The organism is Allokutzneria multivorans, from assembly GCF_039537405.1.
GTDB lineage: Bacteria > Actinomycetota > Actinomycetes > Mycobacteriales > Pseudonocardiaceae > Allokutzneria > Allokutzneria multivorans.
The window spans coordinates 59,856-79,162 of sequence record NZ_BAABAL010000019.1 but is presented as its reverse complement, the minus strand read 5'-3'; the positions used below and the strand labels follow the sequence as shown (position 1 = coordinate 79,162).

The following is a 19,307-nucleotide window of genomic DNA, read 5'->3' as shown; positions in this document are numbered from 1 at the left end:
CAGCGGCACGGAGGCGACATTCGCCAGATTGTGGCCAAGTACCAAGCAATCACCAGGCCGAACCACTCCTGATGCCACTTTCCGCGCCGACGAACTTCGACATGATCGGCGCGGTTGGGTTGTGCTGCAGAGGGAGCCAGGTGTGAGTGGTCAGGCGCGCGAGGAAGACCGGACGTACCACGGGATTGATCACCCGGATGGGCAAGCGGCGGCCCGCATCTTCGTCGAGGTCTCCCAGTACGGCCCGACCGAGCGGGAACTGGCACATCAGGACGGGCGGCTGCGCCTGCGGGAGTTGCACGCGTTCGACGAGGATCGCGGGGGCGGCTTTGGCTGGGGCTACAACGGCGGCGGCCCTTCCCGCGCTGCTTCGGCGGTCCTCGCCGACGCCTTGGATGAACCGCAGGAGCGGTATGACTTCCCTACCTCCGTCGATCGCGTGGCCGACAGGCTGCGGAAGGACTTCTGCGAGGACGTCTTGTCCCAACTGTGTGGTGAATGGCGATTGCGGCGAGGCGCGGTGCTGAGGTGGGCTCGGGGTTGGTACGCCCAGCAGGGCATCACCCCGCTTCCCTCGGCCTTAGCTGCCTTGCCGCCTATCGGTCACCGGCGCATGCGGTAGGCCGACGCTTCCGCTGTCCCGTCTTGGAAAGTGCTACGTACCCGGTCAGGGGTGCTTGGTGACAGGTGCGTAGCGATCCAGGCACGGTATGTTGCGCCGCCTACTGGCGAATGCGAAACGTGACCTGACCGTCGTAGTACTAGCTACTGCACGTGGATGCAGACCGGTCGGCGGCTGGGGGGTTGGTGTTCCCAAACAGATCATCCTTCGCGTTCAACGGCGGTGGCAACTGGCGCTGGTACGAGCCGAACGGCATCAACCTGCCGATGAGGGAGGCCAGGCAGTGTGCGGCTCTGATCGAAGCAACTCAGGGGCAGGTAGCTCGCGATGACTTCATTTCGGCGATCATGACCAAGATCAAGAAGGCTGAACGGGGAGAGTTGGAGTATCCGGACGACGCCAAGGCTGGGATGGCGCGAAGCCCTGATATCAATGAACTGAAGTGGCGCCTTGAGGACGATGAGTGGCGCCTCTACTACAGCGAACCGATCAAGCTCCATGCACAGCGGGGGATGCTCGGGCTGCACTTCGACGTCAAGCCTGACCTCGACCATCAGGATCGGAGCATCGATGAGGCTGCCCGGCGGAACAAGGACTGGCATGAGACTGTTGACACCGAGTATCGGCAATAGCCGATACTGGCCTCGGGAGGTGTCACATGGATGATCTTGGTGCTCTGCTCGGGTTCGATGAGCGCGACCCCCAGCAGCGGCTTGCAAGCGAACTGAACGAGGCCGACTACGCGTGGGTAGAAGCTCTCGTCGCACTTCGGAAGAAGCGCGGACTGAGCCAGACGCAGCTCGGAGAGCTGATGGGCCGCTCGCAGAGCGTGGTCTCGGACATCGAGTCGATGAGTACCGACCCCCGGCTCTCGACGCTTCGCCGCTACGCGATCGCGGTCCAAGCCTCTGTCGAGCATCAGGTTCAGGACTCCGTCCGGATCGTGAACGTCCCGGTGGAGCTGTCGCAGGCTTCCACCGTTGAGCAAGCCTGGACGCAGCGACTACGGATCAAGAGTTCACCTACCTCTACGGGATTTCGGAATCTAGGGAACGCGGTCAAGGTGGCCAATCGTGTCTAAGCCAACTGCCTGGCCTCAGTACGTCCGCTGCGTGTCCTTCCAGGCCACGGTTGAACCTCTTGAAGAACCGTTGCCGGAAACGCCTTTTCTCCTACAGTTCCAGTACCGCGTTGAAGATGAGGCCGGGGTCTTTCGCGTGGCGTCTCAGGTCTATGACGAGGGCCTGTTGGTTCTTATGGCCCACATCGCGCGTTTTGCTGTGGCGCCCTTCCCCGACGCTGAGGACCAGAGTGAAGTCAACCGGTTCGTTGATAAGTCCGTCATGCCCGCAGTCTTCCCCTACATCCAGGAAGGCGCTGCCTCCGCTGCCGCGAGAGTGCGCCCCAAGCGCCCACTGCTGATCAACTGGAACTACAACGAACCACTTGAGTTGAAAAGGGACTGAGACAGCACCGAAATGGTGCAGAAACTACCCATTAAAACGCCAACCAAGACCACGGACGGGAAACCTCACCGCGCAGGCACGCGGTCCGGTGCTGAGCCTCACGCGCGGCTTCTTGACTCGTGGCCGCCTTGTCCAGGGTGAACCCGGCCCACCGCAGCTCGCGAATCGTGGCCAGGGTGCGATAGCCGCGCCATGCGGTGACGTCGTAGCCGCCGTAGGAGTTCACGAAGTCCCGGTAGTCCGAGCTGCTGATGCGGTCGAAGTCGGTGTGATCCACGGCCAGCGAGACCAGGTCCCACTCGGGGCGACCAAGGCCGATGTCTTCGAGGTCGAGCAGGACTGGCGAGCCGTTCGACACCGCGACGTTGCCCTGCCAGGCGTCGCCGTGGACAACCGACAGCGGTAAGCCGGACGGAAGGTCAGCGTGCTCGACTCGGAGCCGTTCGACCTCTTCGTACAACCAGGTGCGGTCCTCATCCGGCAGCCAGGCGGCAGCGCCGATCCGATCGGTGAGCCCGTCGAACGGATCGACCTGTGGAAGTGCGAGTTCGTGAGGGATCGGCAGTGCGTGCAGTTCGCGCAGCACTGCGCCTAGCTCGGCCGGGGTGGCGTTGCGGTGCTCGGGAAGTCGTACCCACCACGTCACGCCTCGGTCGCCGACCTCGGTCGGCTGATCAACCTCGGGGAGTGTGCGAACGACCGGGATGCCGTTGTCGGCGAGCCACCGGGACGCGCGAACTTCTCGTTCGGCAACAGCCAGGCGGCCTGGGCGACCGACTCGCGCGATCACGTTGCCGGGCAGGGCGAACAGAGTGTTCGAGCCGTCCCGGATCAGGGTGGCGTCCGCTGTGCGCACTCCGGCTTTCGTCCCCGCTGCGGTGAGTACGTCGTGTGGGTTCGTTCCGTCGCCCGGCATGGTCAGGTGCCGTTCGCTGCGGTGGCCAGTTCGTGGACCAGGTCCCCGACGTCGGGGATCGCGGAGTGGACTTGAGCGGCCTTGCGCAGGGCCTTCAGCTCGTCGCCCATCCGCTTCGAGTGCAAGGACGCAGCGTCATTGAGCGCCTGGCGCCCGATGGTGACGGCCGCGTGCGGGTCGCCGACGCGCATCGTCAGCGTGGCCAGGCGGGCGCGGGAGAACGCGCGCGAGCGCGGGTAGGCGTCGCTGTGCAGCTGGATCGCGGTCGTCAGCCGGTCCGCGGCCTCACCGAGCTGCCGCTGTTCGAGAGCGAGCGGGGTCAACGCGCGGGCCGTACTGCCCGCGTGCTCAGCAGCGTCGTAGTAGGTCATCCACGGTGGTGCTGTCATCGGGTCGTGCTCGGCGAAGTACGCGTCGGCACGCGCGACTTCGGCGCGAGCATCACCGTGGCGGCCAAGCAGCGCGAGTAGCCGTGCGCGCACCATGCTCACCATCGCCTGTGTCGTCGCGGTGAGCCGGTCCATGCGGACCTGGGCGTGCTCGATCAACGTCAGGGCGCTGTCGAGATCGCCGACGTAGACCGCTTGGCGGGCCATGTCAGCGAGCGTGGCCGCGCGCAGTTCCCACGATCCACCCTGTTCGGCGCACCAGAGGCCGAAGCGGAAGCAGTTGTTGGCGGCCGTGTGGTCGCCGATGTCGAAGGCGGCGAACGCGACGACTCCGGCGAGGTTACCGACAGCCTCGAAGATGCCAGCCCGCGTGCGGTTGTCGGCGCGAGCGTCGAGCAGCCGCGTGGCCCAGCGCAGTTGAGCGGAGGCGGCTTCGGCGGCCAGGCCACCGCCGTGCAGGTTCTCCGACATAGCCAGAGCGCGGGTGGTGGCGCGCACCTGCTCGACCTCCGTCGAGCCGATGCGCGCGGGGGCTGGCGTTTCGAGGTTGATGCGGGCGACGAACTCGGTCGGGCTGACGCCGAGATCTGTGCCGTTGATGCTCGGCGCAACTGCGACTGGCGGCAGTGGAACTGGCCGGCCGCGGCTCGCTGGTCGAAAGCCCAACGCCGTGTCACTGTTCACGCCGAGCACATGGCGCAAGGCGCTGCGGTACTGGGCCTGAGGCCAGCGCACGGCGCCGCGTTCCCACCGGGCGACGGCGTGCGCGTCGAGTTCGTAACGCCGACCGGTCGTGGTCCACAGCCACTCGTTGACGGCTTGCGCGAGTTCCTGGCGGCTCATCGGCTCGCCGGGCGCGAGACGGGAGGGGCGGCGTTCGCGGGCGGCGCGCAACAGATCGTTGGGCTGCGCCACGGCCACCACCTCGTCCGACTGGGTCTGCTCAAAGGCTAGCCGGGCCATGCCCGGCTAGTGAACGTTCTGCCCCGGCATGCCCCCGAATGCCACGTTCGATGCCCTTCGCCGGAGCGGCTGGCGCGCCGACCCTCGGAACATGAGCGCAACCCTGATCCTCGTCGCGCACGGCCTGGTCGTGATCAGCCTCGTGATGTGGCTCGTCATCGTGATCCGCCGAGAACTGCGCGCACCAAGCGAGCCCTCCGAGCACACCGCCGTCCTGCCGAAGATCACCGTCACCGAGCTGCGCGAGCGCCAGCACGCCGAAGAGATGCGACCCCATTCGAAGTCGTCGGCCGAGCCGAGGCGTGCAGTCCCCCGCCCCGGCTCGGCTGCCTCCAAGCGCGGCGGTGTCGCATGACCACCGAGGCCGAGCGCGCCGCCATAGCCGCCTTCCCGGAGTTGCGGAAGCTGCTCGATCTGCGAGATGCGGGCTGGGCTTTCCACCGCACCGAGGCGGAAGTCCGAGGCGTCCGCACGTGGCCGGGCGGATGGGCTGACGCCCTCGCAGCCCGCTATGTCAGCGACGCCTTCGCGGTGCGTGTCGATCCGGATGGGGCAATCGTGTGGCGCCGCGAAGGCGGACTGGTCGACGTGGTGTATGAGCTACTCATGCTGCCCGCACCCGAGTGTCGATTCGCGTCCCGACTGGGACTCGACAACTCCTAGAAGTTGTGGCCCTGGAACGCATTCCCAAGGTTAAGTTGAGTGCTTACGGGCCAGCTCAGCAAAAGCCATTATCTGCTCAGCAAGCACGTTGGCGGCTTCCTGCACGCGCTCGGGCACTTCGGTCGCGCTAAACTCGCCACTATTCGATTCCTGCAGGAGTTCATATAGGGAATTGTCCGATTTATTTACTTCCAGGGCTTTGTTGGCCAGCCCGTCTGGTCCATGAAGCCGAAGCAGCATGACCGACTTCCTGAGCTGGTCTCGGACTTGGTTGTACTCTTTTACTAGATTCATTTCGGGCTCGAGGGCTAGACTTTCGCCAGCCATGCGGGCCCGGTAGGCATAGTTCAAATTCAGGGCAATATGCCCTGAGTCCGACGCGCACTGAATGATTATCGCCGATTGCTCATTGCGCTGCTGCCGATTTCGCGATTTTGCCGCAAATACCGCCTTGAGGGGCTCCAGGAGGACTCCGACAATCAGGCCCGAAAGTGTAAAGATGCCGGTAACTATGTTGCTCAACATGTCTCTGTATCGGGTCGGATGATGTCGATGTTCCGCTGGTGCCCAAACCGCACCCCATTTGATACCGGATAAGTGCCACCCTGTGGCCTCAACAACGCAGTGCCCCGCCTTCCCACAGGACGACGGGGCGCTGGCGCGGCGAGAGGGTCAGCGTGCGCAGACCGAGGCGGGCGCCTGCGGTGAGACGACGACGTTCGCAGTGATCAAACCGAGAATGTAGGCCACGCAGACGGCGATGAACGCGGCGCGTAGCCAGCGGCCGGGGCGGAACTCGTGGGTGTGGTTGATGGACGACGGCACGGTGGGCTCCTGGGTTGGGAGGCGAAACAGGGGCTGAGATGCGCGCTGTGCCGACGTTCGGGGCGGTGGTCGGCACAGTCGGAACGGCCGGAACACGAGGCTGTCCGCCCAGCTCAGCGCGCTCTGAGAAGCCGGTGGGCGGGTTGGAACACCAGGGCGAGGGGTCGGAACACCGTTCCGGCCCTGTTCCGACCCGCTCACCGCCGCGCCGCGCTGTCGATCAAGGCACGGACGGCGTCCAGATCGACTACCGCGACCGGGTTCGGATGTCCCGGCATCCGACGCTTCGCCGGGACGGCAGCGGCCACGCCCGCAGCGCGCAGCGCCTCGCCGAACGCCTTGGCGGACATGCCTATCCGGGCCGCCAGGTCGCCGGTCGCGACGACCCCCGACTCGTCTGTGCCGAGTTCGTCGGCGAGCAGCGCTAGGACCTCGGGCAGCTCGGCGGACTCGTCCACCAGGTCGGCGTCCACCGGTTCCGAATCGGTCGCGGTGGTCACCTCGTCGGCCAGGCGCGCGGCGACGGTCGGGTCCAGCTCGGCGAGGTGGTTCTCCCCGGCGGCGTCGCCGGACAGAGTCCCCGCCTGCTCGCGCAGTGCGCGGCCCCGCTCGCAGGCGGCGCGGATGGCGGCGATGTGCAGCAGGTGGGTCCGCACCGTGACCGCGTCCCCAGCGGACAGCTCGGTCTCGCCGTCCGCGCCCAGCAGCAGACCGACACCCTTGTGGCTGGTCAGCAGCTTGGAGGCGTCCATCCCGGCCTTGTAGGTCCCGGCGCCGAGGATCGTCTCCGACGCTTGGTAGGTCATGACCTTCAGCGCGAAGCGGGTGCCGAGCTGACCGCGCAGCCCGTCCGGGATGACCTGCGCGTCCGGCTTCTGCGTGGCCAAGATCAACGAGTACCCGGCGGCTGGGCCGGTCTTCGCGATGTACGTGAGCAGCTCGCAGATGCGCCCGCCGACCTTCTTGCCCTTGGGGTTGTCGGGGTCCAACGGCACGTCCATGCCCAAGAAGTTCTGCACCTCGTCGATGCCGATCACGGTCAGCGGCATACCGAGGGCCGGGTCACGGGTGATCTCCGGCGTCACCTTCGACTCCGGGCACAGCTCGTCGTCCATCTCCGCCAGGCGGTCGAAGCGGTCGGCGACGTCGGCGGCGCACTCCTCCAGCACGAGGATCAGGCGCCGGGCGTCGGCTTCCCGCGAGCCCCGGATGAACCGGTGCGCCACCTGCTCGAACGGTCGGAAGTCCTTGCCGCCCTTGCCGTCGGCGATGATCAACCGCACATGCGGGTCCAACGCGGCGGCCGTCAGCGGCAGGCGCGCGACGAACGTCTTGCCCTGGCGGGGGATCGCGCCGATCAGCAGCGAGGTCCACACCACGGGCAGGTTCACGGCCACGCCGCGCGCGGTGGTGCCGAAAGGCACCGGCTGCCACAGGTCCCAGCGCTCTGCCGTGGCCAGTGGGCTGGGCACGGGCTCGGCCGCGTAGGGGTCGGCGTCGCCCACCCACAGCGCGAGGCGCCCGGCGTGCCCGTTGTCGCCGCGCACGCGCTCCACGATCAGCCGCACTTCGTCGACCGCCAGCGCCGAGGCCAGTGCCTCCCGCTTGGTGATCACCTCGGACGCCTTGCGCGACGGCGGCAGGTCGATGGTCAGCGCCCACCCCTTGCCGTCGTGGCGCGGGGACTTGACCAGCATCAACATGTCGTCCTTGCCGATCAGTTTGGCGTCGCGGAAGGCGGTCACCAGGTGGTCGCCGTTCATCAGCCAAGCCAGGGAACGGGGTCCGGGAAGGGCGGCCCTCCGGCCCGGGGCGCCGTCCTTGCGACGGCCGAGCACCGCCAGGCCCAGCGCGGTGGCGGCGCCGAGCACCAGGACCCCGCTGCCTCCGGCAAGGAGCACCACGCCGCCGGTGACGACAGCCCCGCCGAGCGTGACGCCGCCGGTGACCTTCCAGCGCAGAATCGACAGCTCGCGGACCTCGTCGAACTTCGCGACGACGGTCGCCGCACCGGCTTCACGGGCGGCGTCGCGCAGCTCAGCGACCCGAACCCACCGCCACCACGCGCGCCCGGTGACTGCCATGCCTCGGGCGACCGCGCCGCCCAGGTGCAGCGGGGCGGTCGCGGCGCGGACGGCGAGCCTGCCCCCAGTGCTCTGGGGGTGGGTCCACGCGGCGGGCAGTGACCAGCGGGCCTTGGCCTGCCGGTACTGCTCCTCGGTGAGGAGTTCGCCGTCCAGGACCGGTGTCGCCTTCTCCAACGCTCCGCGCTCGGAGTCCAGCTCGGTGACTGCGGCGTTCGGGAAGGCGATCAACTCGCCCATCTCCTTGTCGCTCTTCCGGTTCGAAGCAGCCATCACGCCACCGCCTCCGCCTTGAGCGCAGCGGCCACCTTCGGCGACAGCCCGCGCGAGCAGCCGGTGACCTCACGCACCCACGCCGGGGTCACCGGGATGTCGGCGCTGAGGTGTTCACGAGCGGCGGCGACGTAGTCCGCGAGCACCTTGCGCGTGCCCTTCGGTGAACGCGTCGCGGTGGACTTGCGTGCGGGTGCGCGGCGTTCACGAGCGGCCCGCGCGGGGCGTTCATGAACGGTCATCTCGTCGTTCTCGTGAACGCCTGCCGGGGTGTTCACGGCGTGCAGGTGGGGGCGTTCATGAACGCTGTCGGAACCGTCGTCGTGAACGGTCGCGGAGGTGTTCACGGGAGCTTCATCGCAGGCGTTCACGGGCTCGTGTTCTGCCTGCTCAGCAGCCTCGTGGGCGCGTTCGTGAACGCTGCGGCCAAGCCGTTCATGAACGGCGCCCTCGACGTCTTCGTGAACGGGGTTCGAGGTGTTCACGGACGAGGCGACTGGGTGTTCATGAACGGCACCAGACTCGACATCGTGAGCCGTCCCCGGCGAGGACTCGTGAACGGTCTCCAGGGTGTTCACGACCAGCGGGCGCAGGCGTTCATGAACGCGACCCGAGGCGGCACCGTGAACGGCCGGGACGGCGGCGGCGTAGGCGCGGTGAACGGTCTCGGTGATCTTGTCGCGAAGGTCGGTGACCGCCTCGGCGGCGACGAAGACCACCAGCGGCGGCACCGAGTGCAAGACGACCTCGGCCCAGGTGCCCTCGTCCCACGCCGACCACGTGTTCATGACGTAGGTCGCGGTGAGCGTGAACCACTTCGCGCGCCGCACCCACGCCCCCGTGGTGATCTGGTAGCGGGCGGTGATCTGCTCGGCGCGCAGGACCGCGATCAGCACCAGGGAGACCATCGGGTCGAGCAACCATGCCGCCCACCAGGTGAGCGTGAACTTCGGGGCGCTTCCGGCGGCGAAGTGCTGGACGTTGGTCATCGTGAACGCCAAGCCCAAGACGATGCCGGTCCACATCAGACGGTCCACCTGGGTACGGACGCGTTCGACCTGGAGGGCGATGACGTCCGGGTTCACCTGGTGCGCGCGGACGGCGGCGGCATTGTTGGCCTGCGCCAACAACTTCTCAGCCTTGCTGCGGCTCATCGGGCCACCTCCGCCTTCACCGAACAGCGCGGGCACGGCGTCGAGCGCTCGCGCTCGCTGTCGAGCCAGATCACGCGGGCGGACACCGGGTCGCCGGGGCGGGCATCGCAGGAGCCGCACTCCGCTGGAAGCGCGGTGGTCACTGCGCGGGCGCGGTCACGCGCAGGCCCGCGCTTGGTTCCTGGGAGGTTCAAGGACGGTTCGGGTGCAGTGCTTGCACCCCGTGGGCGCACGGACTGCACCCCGTCCGGCGAGGAGTGCACCCCGTGCAGGTCAGCGGGGTGCGAGGACTGCACCCCGCTGTGGACAGCCAGATCCCAGCCCTTCGGCCGCCGGTCAGCGCGCTTGATGTACGCGGCCACGATGTCCGGGTCGGACGGGCTGATCAGCCCCAGCTCTTCGAGCCGGTCGAGCGAGGTGCGCACCGTGCGCTCGGATAGCCGTGAGTACCGCGTCAGCGTGGCGACCGAAGGGAAAGCGTTGCGGCCGTTGGGGTCCGCGTGGTTCGCGAGTCCAATGAGGACGATTGCCAGGGACGAGGAGTCCTTGCGGTCGCAGGGGATCGGGGCGTGGTTCAGCGCCCACGCGATGGCCTCGATGCTCATCGGGCGCCGCCACAGGCTGCGCTCGGTGCGGCGGTACCGCATGTGGTGGTGATGGCAGGATGTGCCACGGGTCCAGCCCCTTTGCGTCAGGGGCGGGATCAAGGCCCGTCAGGTGCTGGAACACCTTGGCGGGCCGCTTGATCTCGCCGGATAACCTGGCGCAGTAGGTTCAGAGGCGACCTGCGTTTTCCCCAGTCAGCACAGCGTTCTCGCGGTGGACACCCCCAAGATGCCCGGCGAGCCCAAGCGCGTGCAGCCGTCCAAGGCCCGCGACCACGACTGAGCTCGGGTGTTGGAACGTTTACTTGACGCGTCGCTTGCTCGTGCGCAAACTAGCTGACGGAAGGCTTTTGAAAGGTTTCATTTCTGCGTTGAGGGAGTCCGGGGATGACCCAGGTGATCGGTGAGCCGGACGTGACGCTGGCGCACGAGGACCTGGTGCTGCTGCGCTTGCTGGCCTCCGGACTGCCCATCGACTCCGTGGGACGGCGGATGGAGCTGTCCGGGCGCACCGTGCGCAGGCGGACCAGGGCCGTGTGCGACCACCTCGGCGTCTCCACCCCCATCGAGGCCGTCGTCTGGGCCGCCCGCCGCCGCCTCATCTGACGCCTTCTTGGTTCCGCTCGCCTCCTGCTCCGCCGCACTTCTGCTCTGCCGCGCGACCCCAACGACCCGTTCAGTGCGTTGAACGCACTGAACGACCCGTTCAGTGCGTTGGGAGCCCTCAACGGGTCGTTTGGTGCATTCAAGCGGTGAGGGGCGGAGCACGTCGCCGGCCCAAGCCTGCGGGTTCGCCTGGCCCACGCCTGCGGGTTCGCCGATCTTCAAGACGCCCGAACCTCCGCGTCGCCGTGACCGGGAGCCCCCGCGCGACGCCAATGCCTCGTTCGGTGCGTTGAGGGTCCTGAATGAGTCATTGAGGGCGCTCAAGTACCTCAATGAGTCATTCAGCGCGTTCGGGTGGGGGTCAGAGGTCGGGGAGGGGGTCGGGGGGCATGGCGTAGTCACCGGAGAGTTCGGCGTCGGCGGCGCACACGACGGCCACGTACTCGTCGTCGAACTCCAGCGCGAGATCGCCCAGCGTGATCATCGGCCCCGATCCTGACTCCACCGGGCCGAGTTCGGTGGCCCTGGGGTGCTCCGCCCACACCGACTCCGGGCGGTCGTGGCTGAACGGGCTGCACGCGAGCACGACGACCTTGCCCTCGGTCACCGCGACGATCACCCCGAACGAACCGCCGTAGCGGTCGGCTGAGGCCATCGCCGGGAAGAGGTAGTGCAGCGCCTCGTTCTGGGGCAGGAAAGCCCGGCAGCGCTGGCGCACGGCGGAGGACAACGGCATGGGTGCACCTGTCCGGGTCGAAGGGGCCTGGGCCGCAGTCTCTCCGCTCCGCGCGCGAACCACAAGGACCGCACGTTCGAGTCGTTCTCCGGCGCCGGGGGTTTGTCGCCGCCGCGCGCTGCCGATGCGAACGAGTAGTCGAGGAGGTCGCCATGCGCCGCATCGCCGCCGTGCTGCTCGCCGTGCTCAACCTGGCCGTGTCCACCCTGCCAGCGCCCAACCCGCCTGCGCCGAACCTGGCCGTGCCCAACGTGTCTGCGCCCAGCCTGGCCGCGCCGAACCTGCCAGCGCCCACTGTGTCTGCGCCGAACCTGACCATGCCCAGCCTGCCTGCGCTGGACATGGCTGCGCTGAACACGCCGGTCCCGGCTCCGGCTTCGCCACCGTCCACTCCGGACATCGTCGGCGGAACACCCGCCAGCGCGGAGGCGCATCCCTGGCTCGTCGGGCTGCTCGACGTGAACGGGACCTTCTTCTGCGGCGGCACGCTCGCCAGCCCGATGAAGGTGATCACCGCCGCGCACTGCATCGGCCGCAAGCAGCCCGCCGACCTCAAGGTGGTGCAGGGGCGGACGCAGATGGCGGGCAGTGCGGGCCGCGTGCTCAAGGTGGCCTCGGCGTGGGTGCACCCGGCCTTCCGCACGGTGATCGAGGGCGACGACATCGCGGTGCTCACGCTCGCCGAACCCGCGTTCGTGCTGCCGTTGACGGTGGCGAGCCCGCAGGACTTCCTCGCCTACTGGCCGGGTCTGCCCGCGACGGTGTTCGGCTGGGGGCGGGTCTTCGACTCCGGGCCGGTGTCCACGGTCCTGCTCAGCGTCGCGGTTCCGCTCGTCGACGACCTCACCTGCAAGGCCGCCTACCCCTCCTACAACCCGCAGAAGATGGTGTGCGCCGGGCGAGCGCAGGGCGGGGCCGACGCGTGCCAGGGCGACTCCGGCGGGCCGCTCGTGGTGGGGGACCGGCTGATCGGCGTGGTGTCGTGGGGCGAGGGCTGCGGGATGCCGGGCAAGCCGGGGGTGTACTCGCGGGTCTCGACCTACCAGCCGCTTATTCGGCAGCAGCTCGGCTTGAGCTGATCTATGTTCGCGGCGTGTCCTCCCGTGAACTCGTCGTGCTGGGAACCGCCAGCCAGGTGCCGACCCGTCAGCGCGCGCAGAACGGCTACCTGCTGCGGTGGGACGGCGAGGGCCTGCTGTTCGACCCGGGCGAGGGCACGCAGCGGCAGATGCTGCTCGCGGGCGTGGCGGCCAGCGAGGTCACGCGGATCTGCCTGACGCACTTCCACGGCGACCACTGCCTTGGCGTGCCGGGCATCGTGCAGCGGCTGTCGCTCGATCGCGTGGCGCACCCCGTGCACGCGCACTTCCCGGCCTCCGGCCACGAGTACTTCCGGCGGCTGCGCAACGCGACCGCCTTCTACGAGGTGGCCGACCTCCGCGAAGAGCCCGTGCAGGACGACGGAATCGTTGCGGCGGGCGACTTCGGCGCGCTGACGGCGCGGCGGCTGGAGCACTCCGTGGAGTCCTTCGGCTACCGGCTCACCGAACCCGACGGCCTGCGGATGCTGCCGGAGCGCCTCGCCGATGCGGGGATCTCCGGGCGGCTCGTGCGCGAGGTGCGGCGCGAGGGCTCGGTCACCGTCGACGGCAGGCAGGTGCTGCTGGAGCAGGTGAGCGAGCCGCGCCCGGGGCAGAGCTTCGCCTTCGTCATGGACACCAGGCTCTGCGACGGCGTGTTCGCGTTGGCCGAGGGCGTGGACATGCTCGTGATCGAGTCGACCTTCCTGGCCTCCGAGGCGGAGCTGGCCCGGCACGTCGGCCACCTCACGGCGGGCGAGGCCGGACGGGTGGCGCGGGAGTGCGGCGTGCGGACGCTGGTGCTGACCCATTTCTCCCAGCGCTACCCCGACCCCCGCCGTTTTCACGACGAGGCGGCCGGGGCGTTCGGCGGGGAAATCGTCGTAGCGGAGGACCTGATGACCGTTCCGGTGCCGAAGCGTCGCTGAGCCGCCCTTCTTTGTTTCGGTCCCGCCCGTACAGCCTTGCCTTTTCGGTTCGTTATCGCTGGCTTATCCGAGATCTGCCCCGAGGGGGTGGGCCGGAGGTGTTCCCGGCGATATCCAGACGAAATTGACCGGCCTTAGCGTCGCGCCCCACAGGTGTGCTGGCTGGACCGGGGGACGACGACGTGACCGTGAACCGGCGAACGAGGTGCGGTGCCCTCGCTCTTGTCCTGGGAGGCGTGGTGTGGGGGTTCGGGCGCGTGCTCGCGGCATGGCGCGGCGGTGACCAGGAGTTGGTGGAGAGTCGCAGGCTGGCGGAGCGCCAGGCCGTCGCCGCCGACCGGCTCGGCAGGGAGCTCGCCGAGATCAACTCCCACGTCGCGGCCATTCAGAGACTCTTGGAGGACTCTGTCTAGATCGAACTATCCGAAGCCGTGGGCACTGCTTTTCGGCCGTGGCCGTAGGGTCGGCGGCGGTCGACGGGGTGTACACCCATCGATGGGCAGGACAAACAGCATCGTCGATGCCCACGGGATATTGGAAGTCGCGCAGCGTCGAATTCCGGCCCCCGTTGGTGTGATATCGATGGGGCGAAGGCGTGAAATGACGTTGTCGCGAGGGGCGACGCGATGACGTCGTCAACGCAGAGTGATCATGTGATTCGGTCGCGCGTGTGCGCGGCGTCGTTACCACTCGTGTGTATGGGTTTCCCTGGAATCTGGGGGTTCAATGGGCACCCGCTTCGTGTTCAGCATGCTCGGGCCACTGGAAGTGCGCGCGGGCGAAGCTGAGACCAGAACTGAGAACGCCGTCGCGGTCAACGGCCAGCGGCAGCGCACGGTGCTCGCCGTGCTGCTGCTCGCTCCCGGCCGGGTCGTCTCGGTCGAGAGCCTCGTCAGCGCGGTCTGGGAGGGCACGCCACCGGCCACCGGGCGCACGCAGATCGCCATCTGCGTCGCGGGGCTGCGCAAGGCCTTCCGCGCGGCGGGCTGCGCCGATGACGTGATCATCACCAGCTCACCCGGCTACAAGCTGCTCGCCGACGACCACGTGATCGACGCGGTGCGGTTCGAGCAGGAGTGCGCGGCCGCCGAGCAGGCCGCCCGCGAGGGCCGGACCGAGCAGGCGGCGGCGGGGGTGCGAGCTGCTCTGGCGCTCTGGCGCGGCCAGGTGCTCGCCGGGATCTCCGGGCAGGTGGTGGAGTCCGAGGCCGCGCGGCTGGAGGAACTGCGGCTGACCGCGACCGAACGGCTCGCCGCGCTGCGGCTGGAGCTGGGCCAGCACCGCGAGCTGATCGGCGAGCTGACCGCGCTGGTGCGCGACCACCCGTTGCGGGAGCAGGCGCGCGTCCAGCTGATGCTGGCGCAGTACCGCTGCGGGCGGCGGGCCGAGGCGCTGGAGACCTTCCGCGCGGGGAGGCGGCAGTTCATCGACGAGTTCGGGACGGAGCCGGGGCCCGCGTTGCAGGGCCTGCACCGGGCGATCCTCAACGACGACGCCGATCTGGCGCTGACCGAGGCCGCTCCGCCGCGCCGGGAACCGGTGGCGCGCGGGGTGCCCGCCCAGCTGCCGGCCTCGTGCGCGCGGTTCACCGGCCGCGCCACCGAACTGTCCACTTTGGACGGACTGCTCGACGGATCCGGTCCGGCCGTCGCGTTCGTCACCGGAGCGGCCGGGATCGGCAAGACCGAGTTGGCGCTGCGCTGGGGGCGTCGCGTCGCCGAGCGGTTCCCGGACGGTCAGCTCTTCGTCGACCTGCGCGGCTACGACCGCGACGCAGAACCGGCGGGGCCGCAGGAGGCCCTCGCTGGTTTCCTGCGCGCCTACGGTGTCGCCGAAGCGCAGATCCCGGCCGATCCCGGCGAGCGCTCGGCGCTCTACCGCAGCCTGCTCGACGGCAAGCGGACGTTGGTCGTGCTGGACAACGCCAGTTCCTTCGCGCAGGTGCGCCCGCTGCTGCCGGGCAGCGGTGACAACGTCGTGCTGGTGACCGGTCGGGACCAGATCGGTGAGCTGATCGGCGGGCACTGCGCGCTGCGACTGCGGTTGACCGCGCTCAGCCAGGCCGAATCGGTGGCGTTGCTGGGCGCGACTGACGCGGCTGCTGCCGGGCGGCTGAGCGAACTGTGCGGCGGGCTGCCCCTCGCGCTGAGCGTGGCCGCGGCGAGGGTGGAGGCCAAGCCGCACTGGAGCTTGGTGCGCCTCGCCCGGCTGGCCGAGGACGAGGACCGGCGGCTGGACGAGTTCGGGGTGCGGGCCAGCTTCGACGCGAGCTACCGGCGGCTCTCGCCCGCGACGGCGACCTTGTACGCGCGGCTGGGTGTGCTGGACGTGCCGGACTTCGCGGCGTGGGTCGGCGCGGCGGTGCTCGACTGCGGGCTGGAGGAGGCGGAGTCGTTGGCGGAGGAGCTGGTCGACTCGCAGCTGTTGGAGGTCTCCTCGGCGGCCGACGGCTCGACGCGCTACCACTTCCAGCCGCTCTTGCGTTGCCACGCAAGGGAAAAGGCGGGGCGCACGGAGTCTTCCACCGCGTGCAGGCGTGCCTTCGACGCGTGGGTCGCGCTCGCGGCGGTGGCGGTGGACCACCAGCCGAGGGCGGTTCCCAGCGGGCTCGACCCGCGTGAGCTGGTCGGCGATCCGGTCACCTGGTTCGAGACCGAGCGGGCCTCGGTGCTCGCCGCGATCGAGCAGGCGCTGCGGATGGGCTTGGTGCTGCAGGCTTTGGACCTCGCGACGGCGGCGTGGCGGCTCGGGCACCGGGAAGCCGACGCCGTGCTGCCGACGGCGTCCATCGAGCGGCGGCGGATCACCACGCTGATGGGCGAACTGGCAAGCTGATATGGACCCGATAAGGCGGGTTCCTACCGTGGCCGCATGCGCGTGTTGTTCTTGCCGATTCCCGGAATCGGACACTCCTTCCCCACCGTCCCCCTGGCATGGGCGCTGCGCGCTGCCGGGCACGAGGTGCTCTTCGGCACGGCCTACGCGGGCGTCGCCGTCGAGCGGGCCGGGCTGCCGGTCGTCGACATCGGCCTCGGTGCCGACCAGCCGGAGGTGTTCGCCGAGCTGGAGCGCCGGTATCCCGAGCTGAACGCGAAGATGCGCGGCGACAACGGCGCCGGGCTCACCGACATGCTCGAAGCGGTCCCGGTGTTCGCCGGGATCACCGAGCAGATCACGCTTCCGGTGACGGATCTGGCCGAAGCGTGGCGGCCGGACGTCATCGTGCACGGCGCGCTGCACGGGGCCGCGTTGATCGCGGCGGCCAAGCTGGGCGTGCCGTCGGTGGACCTCGGCGACGGCTTCGGCCGGACCGGTGAGGTGCCGGAAGCCATGTACGACAGGCTTTCCCCCGTCTTCGCCGAGCACGGCGCACCCGGCCTGCCCGAGGTGCGGATCAAGATCGACGTGGCGCCGCCGAGCATGGTCGGCGGCTCCTCGGAGGGCTGGCCCATGCGCTACGTGCCGTTCAACGGCGGTGCCGTGGTGCCGGACTGGTTGCCGCCCAACGCTGCTGGGCCGGAGCGGCCCCGGATCGGTGTCACGCTCGGATCGGTCTCGGTGCACCTCGGCGGGCTCGGTCCGGTCGCGGCGGTGCTGGACGCGGCGGGTGATCTGGACGCGGAGTTCGTGCTGGCACTGGGAGAGGTGGACACCGAGTCGCTCGGTCCCATCCCGCCGAACGTGCGCATCGCGGGCTGGGTCCCGTTGTCGTCGCTGCTGCCGACCTGCACCGCCCTGGTCCACCACGGCGGCGGGGGAACCACGTTGACCGCGCTGCACAACGGGATCACGCAGATCGTGCTGCCGGGCGGCGGTGACGGCAACATCAACGGCGAGGCGGTGGACAAGCGCGGCGCCGGGCTGTTCGTCAGCCCTGAGGCCGTGGACACCGCGATGCTGGAGCGCGTGGTCACCGACGAGAAGATGCGCTCGGCCGCCGAGGAGGTCCGCGCGGAGATCGCCACCATGCCGACCCCGGCCGACATCGTCGCGCGGCTGGAATCCCTGTGATATCGGGTAAATAAAGGGCGTTTCTACGCTCGAAGGGTGACTTCAGCCATCCGTGCGGACGTGTCGGTGTCGAGGACTGCTCGGACCGCTCGGCACGTTGTGGCGCTCAGCCGCCGGAATCTGTTGCAGCTGCGCGCGGAACCGCTGCGGCTGGTGGACGCCACGGTCATGCCGATGGTGCTGTCGCTGATCTTCCTGTACCTCTTCGGCGGCGCGATCAGCAAGGGGCAGGGCGAGTACGTGCTCTACCTGATGCCGGGCATGATGGTGGAGGCCATCGCCTTCGCCTCGCGGGCCACCGGGATCGGGCTGAACCTCGACTTCGCCACCGGCATCATGGACCGCTTCCACGCCATGCCGATCGCGCGCTCCGCCGTGCTGGGCGGGCGGATCACCGCCGACGTGGTGCGGATGGCCGTCGCGCTGGCGGTGATGTTCGCCTTCGCCCTGGTGGTCGGGTTCCGCGTGCAGACCGGGCCGGTCGAGGTGCTCGCCGCGGTCCTGCTGCTGCTGGCCTTCGGGTCGGCGCTGTGCTGGGTGTCGGCCTACGTCGGGCTGCTCGTGCGCAGTCCGCAGGCCGTCGGCAGCGTGGGCTTCCTGTGGATGATCCCGTTGCAGTTCGGCAGTTCCATGTTCGTGCCGCCGGTGACGATGCCCGGCTGGCTCCAGGCCTTCGCCGCGATCAACCCCGTCACCTCCGTGTGCGACGCGGCGCGCGGCCTGCTCACCGGTGGTCCCGTCGCGCAGCCCGTGCTGCTGTCGCTGGCCTGGATCGTCGGCCTCACCGCGGTGTTCGCGCCGCTGGCCGTGCGCAGGTACACGCGCAGGAGCTGAACCCTGTTTCACACCGCCCCCTGTGGAGTCCATTGTGGAGAGTGGGAATCGATGAGCAGTCCTTTGGTGGTCGTCCTCGGCGCGTCCGGCTTCGTCGGTACCGCGCTCACCCGTCAGTTCGCCGGCCGCGACGTGCGGCTGCGCCTGGTCTCTCGCCGCCGCATCGTCGCGCCCACCGGCTGCCGGGCCGAAGTGGAGACGCTGGCCAGCGATCTCACCCAGTCCGGTGCGGTGGCTGAAGCCGTCGCCGGGGCGGACGTGGTGATCCACCTCGCCGCGCACATCGCGGGATCGTCGACCTGGCGCGTCGCTGAGGGCGACACCTCGGCGAAGCGGGTCAACCTCGGCGTGATGCACGAGGTCATCTCCGCGCTGAGCGGGCGTCGGACGCCGCCCGTCGTGGTGTTCGCCGGCTCCATCTCGCAACTGGGCGAGCCCAGTGGGCTGATCACCGGTGGTGAGCTCGACTCGCCGGTGACGGAGTACGACCGGCACAAGCTCGCCGCTGAGCGCGCGTTGAACGAGGCCACCGCCGACGGCCTCGTTCGCGGCGTCACGCTTCGGCTGCCCACCTTGTACGGTCAGGGAATCGGACCGTCCTCTTTGGAGCGTGGTGTGCTCGCGGCGATGATGCGGCGGGCTTTCTCCGGGCAGCCGCTGACGATGTGGCACGACGGTTCCGTTGCTCGGGACCTGCTGTGCGTCGACGACGCCGCGCGGGCGTTCGTGGCCGCTCTTGATCACGCGGACGCTCTTGCTGGGCGTGCTTGGCTGATCGGGACGTGTGTGGCGACGCCGATGGGTTCGGCGTTCCACTCGGTTGCTTCCCTCGTCGCGTCGGTCACGGGCGAGCCCGCCGTGCCGGTCGTCCAGGTGGAGCCGGAGCACGCGGTCACCACCGATCTGCTCGATTTCGTTGTGGGTACAAAGGAGTTCGGCAACGTGACGGGGTGGGCGCCGCGCGTCGAGCTCTCGTCGGCGTTGCGCGGCGCTGCGGAGACCATGCACGCCGAGCGCACGCCTGCGCCTGTCGCGGTGCGCTAGCGGTTCGCGCGTCTTCACCCCGCTCGCGTTGTCCGCAACCGCGCTGGGGTTTGCGGCCGTTTGCGACGCGCCGGGTGGGGGTTTGTGGGTCTTGAAGACTGCTGAACC

The 19,307-nt window shown here is 68.9% G+C and carries 22 protein-coding genes; 14 read left to right on the top strand and 8 right to left on the bottom strand.

From position 1 onward, the window contains the following. Positions 1-142: 142 nt before the first annotated feature. The 4 genes from ABD798_RS28195 to ABD798_RS28180 all read left to right on the top strand — a co-directional run bounded on the left by ABD798_RS28195 (position 143) and on the right by ABD798_RS28180 (position 2,088). Positions 143-622, top strand: a complete 480-nt coding sequence (locus ABD798_RS28195; RefSeq protein WP_344881191.1) for a DUF6166 domain-containing protein — start codon at positions 143-145, stop codon at positions 620-622. Between the two features lie 152 nt (positions 623-774). Further along, entirely contained in the window at positions 775-1,254 is a 480-nt protein-coding gene (locus ABD798_RS28190; RefSeq protein WP_344881188.1) for a hypothetical protein, read from the top strand. Between the two features lie 26 nt (positions 1,255-1,280). After that, positions 1,281-1,703: a helix-turn-helix domain-containing protein gene (locus tag ABD798_RS28185; protein ID WP_344881185.1), complete on the top strand. Its 423-nt coding sequence runs from the start codon at positions 1,281-1,283 to the stop codon at positions 1,701-1,703. Positions 1,704-1,734: 31 nt separating this feature from the next. Continuing rightward, positions 1,735-2,088: a hypothetical protein gene (locus ABD798_RS28180; RefSeq protein WP_344881183.1), complete on the top strand. Its 354-nt coding sequence runs from the start codon at positions 1,735-1,737 to the stop codon at positions 2,086-2,088. A gap of 31 nt (positions 2,089-2,119) precedes the next feature. Here the strand turns inward: ABD798_RS28180 and ABD798_RS28175 are convergent, their stop codons facing one another. Continuing rightward, positions 2,120-2,944 carry a phosphotransferase gene (locus ABD798_RS28175; protein WP_344881181.1) on the bottom strand — a complete coding sequence of 275 codons (825 nt, stop codon included), beginning with the start codon at positions 2,942-2,944 and terminating at the stop codon, positions 2,120-2,122. A gap of 62 nt (positions 2,945-3,006) precedes the next feature. Next, entirely contained in the window at positions 3,007-4,356 is a 1,350-nt protein-coding gene (locus ABD798_RS28170; protein WP_344881178.1) for a helix-turn-helix domain-containing protein, read from the bottom strand. A 91-nt stretch (positions 4,357-4,447) separates the two neighbouring features. Between ABD798_RS28170 and ABD798_RS28165 the strand changes: the two genes are divergently transcribed. Beyond that, positions 4,448-4,711, top strand: a complete 264-nt coding sequence (locus ABD798_RS28165; RefSeq protein ID WP_344881175.1) for a hypothetical protein — start codon at positions 4,448-4,450, stop codon at positions 4,709-4,711. Continuing rightward, positions 4,708-5,019: a hypothetical protein gene (locus ABD798_RS28160; protein ID WP_344881172.1), complete on the top strand. Its 312-nt coding sequence runs from the start codon at positions 4,708-4,710 to the stop codon at positions 5,017-5,019. Before ABD798_RS28165 ends, ABD798_RS28160 begins: the two co-directional genes overlap by 4 nt. Before the next feature lie 30 nt (positions 5,020-5,049). On the opposite strand, the gene ABD798_RS28155 is transcribed toward ABD798_RS28160, so the two are convergent. The 5 genes from ABD798_RS28155 to ABD798_RS28135 form a co-directional block, all read right to left on the bottom strand. After that, positions 5,050-5,541 (bottom strand): hypothetical protein, encoded by a 492-nt coding sequence (locus ABD798_RS28155; protein WP_344881169.1) that lies wholly within the window; start codon positions 5,539-5,541, stop codon positions 5,050-5,052. 150 nt (positions 5,542-5,691) lie between these two features. After that, a complete protein-coding gene (locus tag ABD798_RS28150; protein ID WP_344881166.1) occupies positions 5,692-5,844 on the bottom strand; it encodes a hypothetical protein in 153 nt (50 codons plus the stop codon). Positions 5,845-6,041: 197 nt separating this feature from the next. Next, complete coding sequence (locus ABD798_RS28145) at positions 6,042-8,201, bottom strand: cell division protein FtsK (protein ID WP_344881163.1); 2,160 nt, start codon at positions 8,199-8,201, stop codon at positions 6,042-6,044. After that, entirely contained in the window at positions 8,201-9,355 is a 1,155-nt protein-coding gene (locus ABD798_RS37275; protein ID WP_425549278.1) for a hypothetical protein, read from the bottom strand. The genes ABD798_RS28145 and ABD798_RS37275 overlap by 1 nt, the downstream gene beginning before the upstream one ends. Continuing rightward, entirely contained in the window at positions 9,352-10,002 is a 651-nt protein-coding gene (locus tag ABD798_RS28135; protein WP_344881160.1) for a helix-turn-helix domain-containing protein, read from the bottom strand. Before ABD798_RS28135 ends, ABD798_RS37275 begins: the two co-directional genes overlap by 4 nt. 345 nt (positions 10,003-10,347) lie before the next feature. On the opposite strand from ABD798_RS28135, the gene ABD798_RS28130 reads away from it, so the two are divergent. Further along, complete coding sequence (locus ABD798_RS28130) at positions 10,348-10,566, top strand: helix-turn-helix transcriptional regulator (protein WP_344881157.1); 219 nt, start codon at positions 10,348-10,350, stop codon at positions 10,564-10,566. A gap of 361 nt (positions 10,567-10,927) precedes the next feature. On the opposite strand, the gene ABD798_RS28125 is transcribed toward ABD798_RS28130, so the two are convergent. Continuing rightward, positions 10,928-11,302, bottom strand: coding sequence for a hypothetical protein (locus ABD798_RS28125; protein ID WP_344881154.1), 375 nt, complete (start codon positions 11,300-11,302; stop codon positions 10,928-10,930). A gap of 152 nt (positions 11,303-11,454) precedes the next feature. On the opposite strand from ABD798_RS28125, the gene ABD798_RS28120 reads away from it, so the two are divergent. The 7 genes from ABD798_RS28120 to ABD798_RS28090 all read left to right on the top strand — a co-directional run bounded on the left by ABD798_RS28120 (position 11,455) and on the right by ABD798_RS28090 (position 19,199). Next, complete coding sequence (locus ABD798_RS28120) at positions 11,455-12,381, top strand: S1 family peptidase (RefSeq protein ID WP_344881151.1); 927 nt, start codon at positions 11,455-11,457, stop codon at positions 12,379-12,381. Positions 12,382-12,395: 14 nt separating this feature from the next. Continuing rightward, on the top strand, positions 12,396-13,310 hold the full coding sequence (locus ABD798_RS28115; protein ID WP_344881148.1) for a ribonuclease Z: 915 nt from the start codon (positions 12,396-12,398) through the stop codon (positions 13,308-13,310). 239 nt (positions 13,311-13,549) lie between these two features. Continuing rightward, positions 13,550-13,723, top strand: coding sequence for a hypothetical protein (locus tag ABD798_RS28110; protein WP_344881145.1), 174 nt, complete (start codon positions 13,550-13,552; stop codon positions 13,721-13,723). 313 nt (positions 13,724-14,036) lie between these two features. Beyond that, positions 14,037-16,145: an AfsR/SARP family transcriptional regulator gene (locus tag ABD798_RS28105; protein WP_344881142.1), complete on the top strand. Its 2,109-nt coding sequence runs from the start codon at positions 14,037-14,039 to the stop codon at positions 16,143-16,145. A 36-nt stretch (positions 16,146-16,181) separates the two neighbouring features. Continuing rightward, positions 16,182-17,321 (top strand): nucleotide disphospho-sugar-binding domain-containing protein, encoded by a 1,140-nt coding sequence (locus ABD798_RS28100; RefSeq protein WP_344881139.1) that lies wholly within the window; start codon positions 16,182-16,184, stop codon positions 17,319-17,321. A 36-nt stretch (positions 17,322-17,357) separates the two neighbouring features. Beyond that, complete coding sequence (locus ABD798_RS28095; protein ID WP_344881136.1) at positions 17,358-18,155, top strand: ABC transporter permease; 798 nt, start codon at positions 17,358-17,360, stop codon at positions 18,153-18,155. Positions 18,156-18,206: 51 nt separating this feature from the next. Further along, on the top strand, positions 18,207-19,199 hold the full coding sequence (locus ABD798_RS28090; protein WP_344881134.1) for an SDR family oxidoreductase: 993 nt from the start codon (positions 18,207-18,209) through the stop codon (positions 19,197-19,199). Positions 19,200-19,307: the final 108 nt, after the last annotated feature.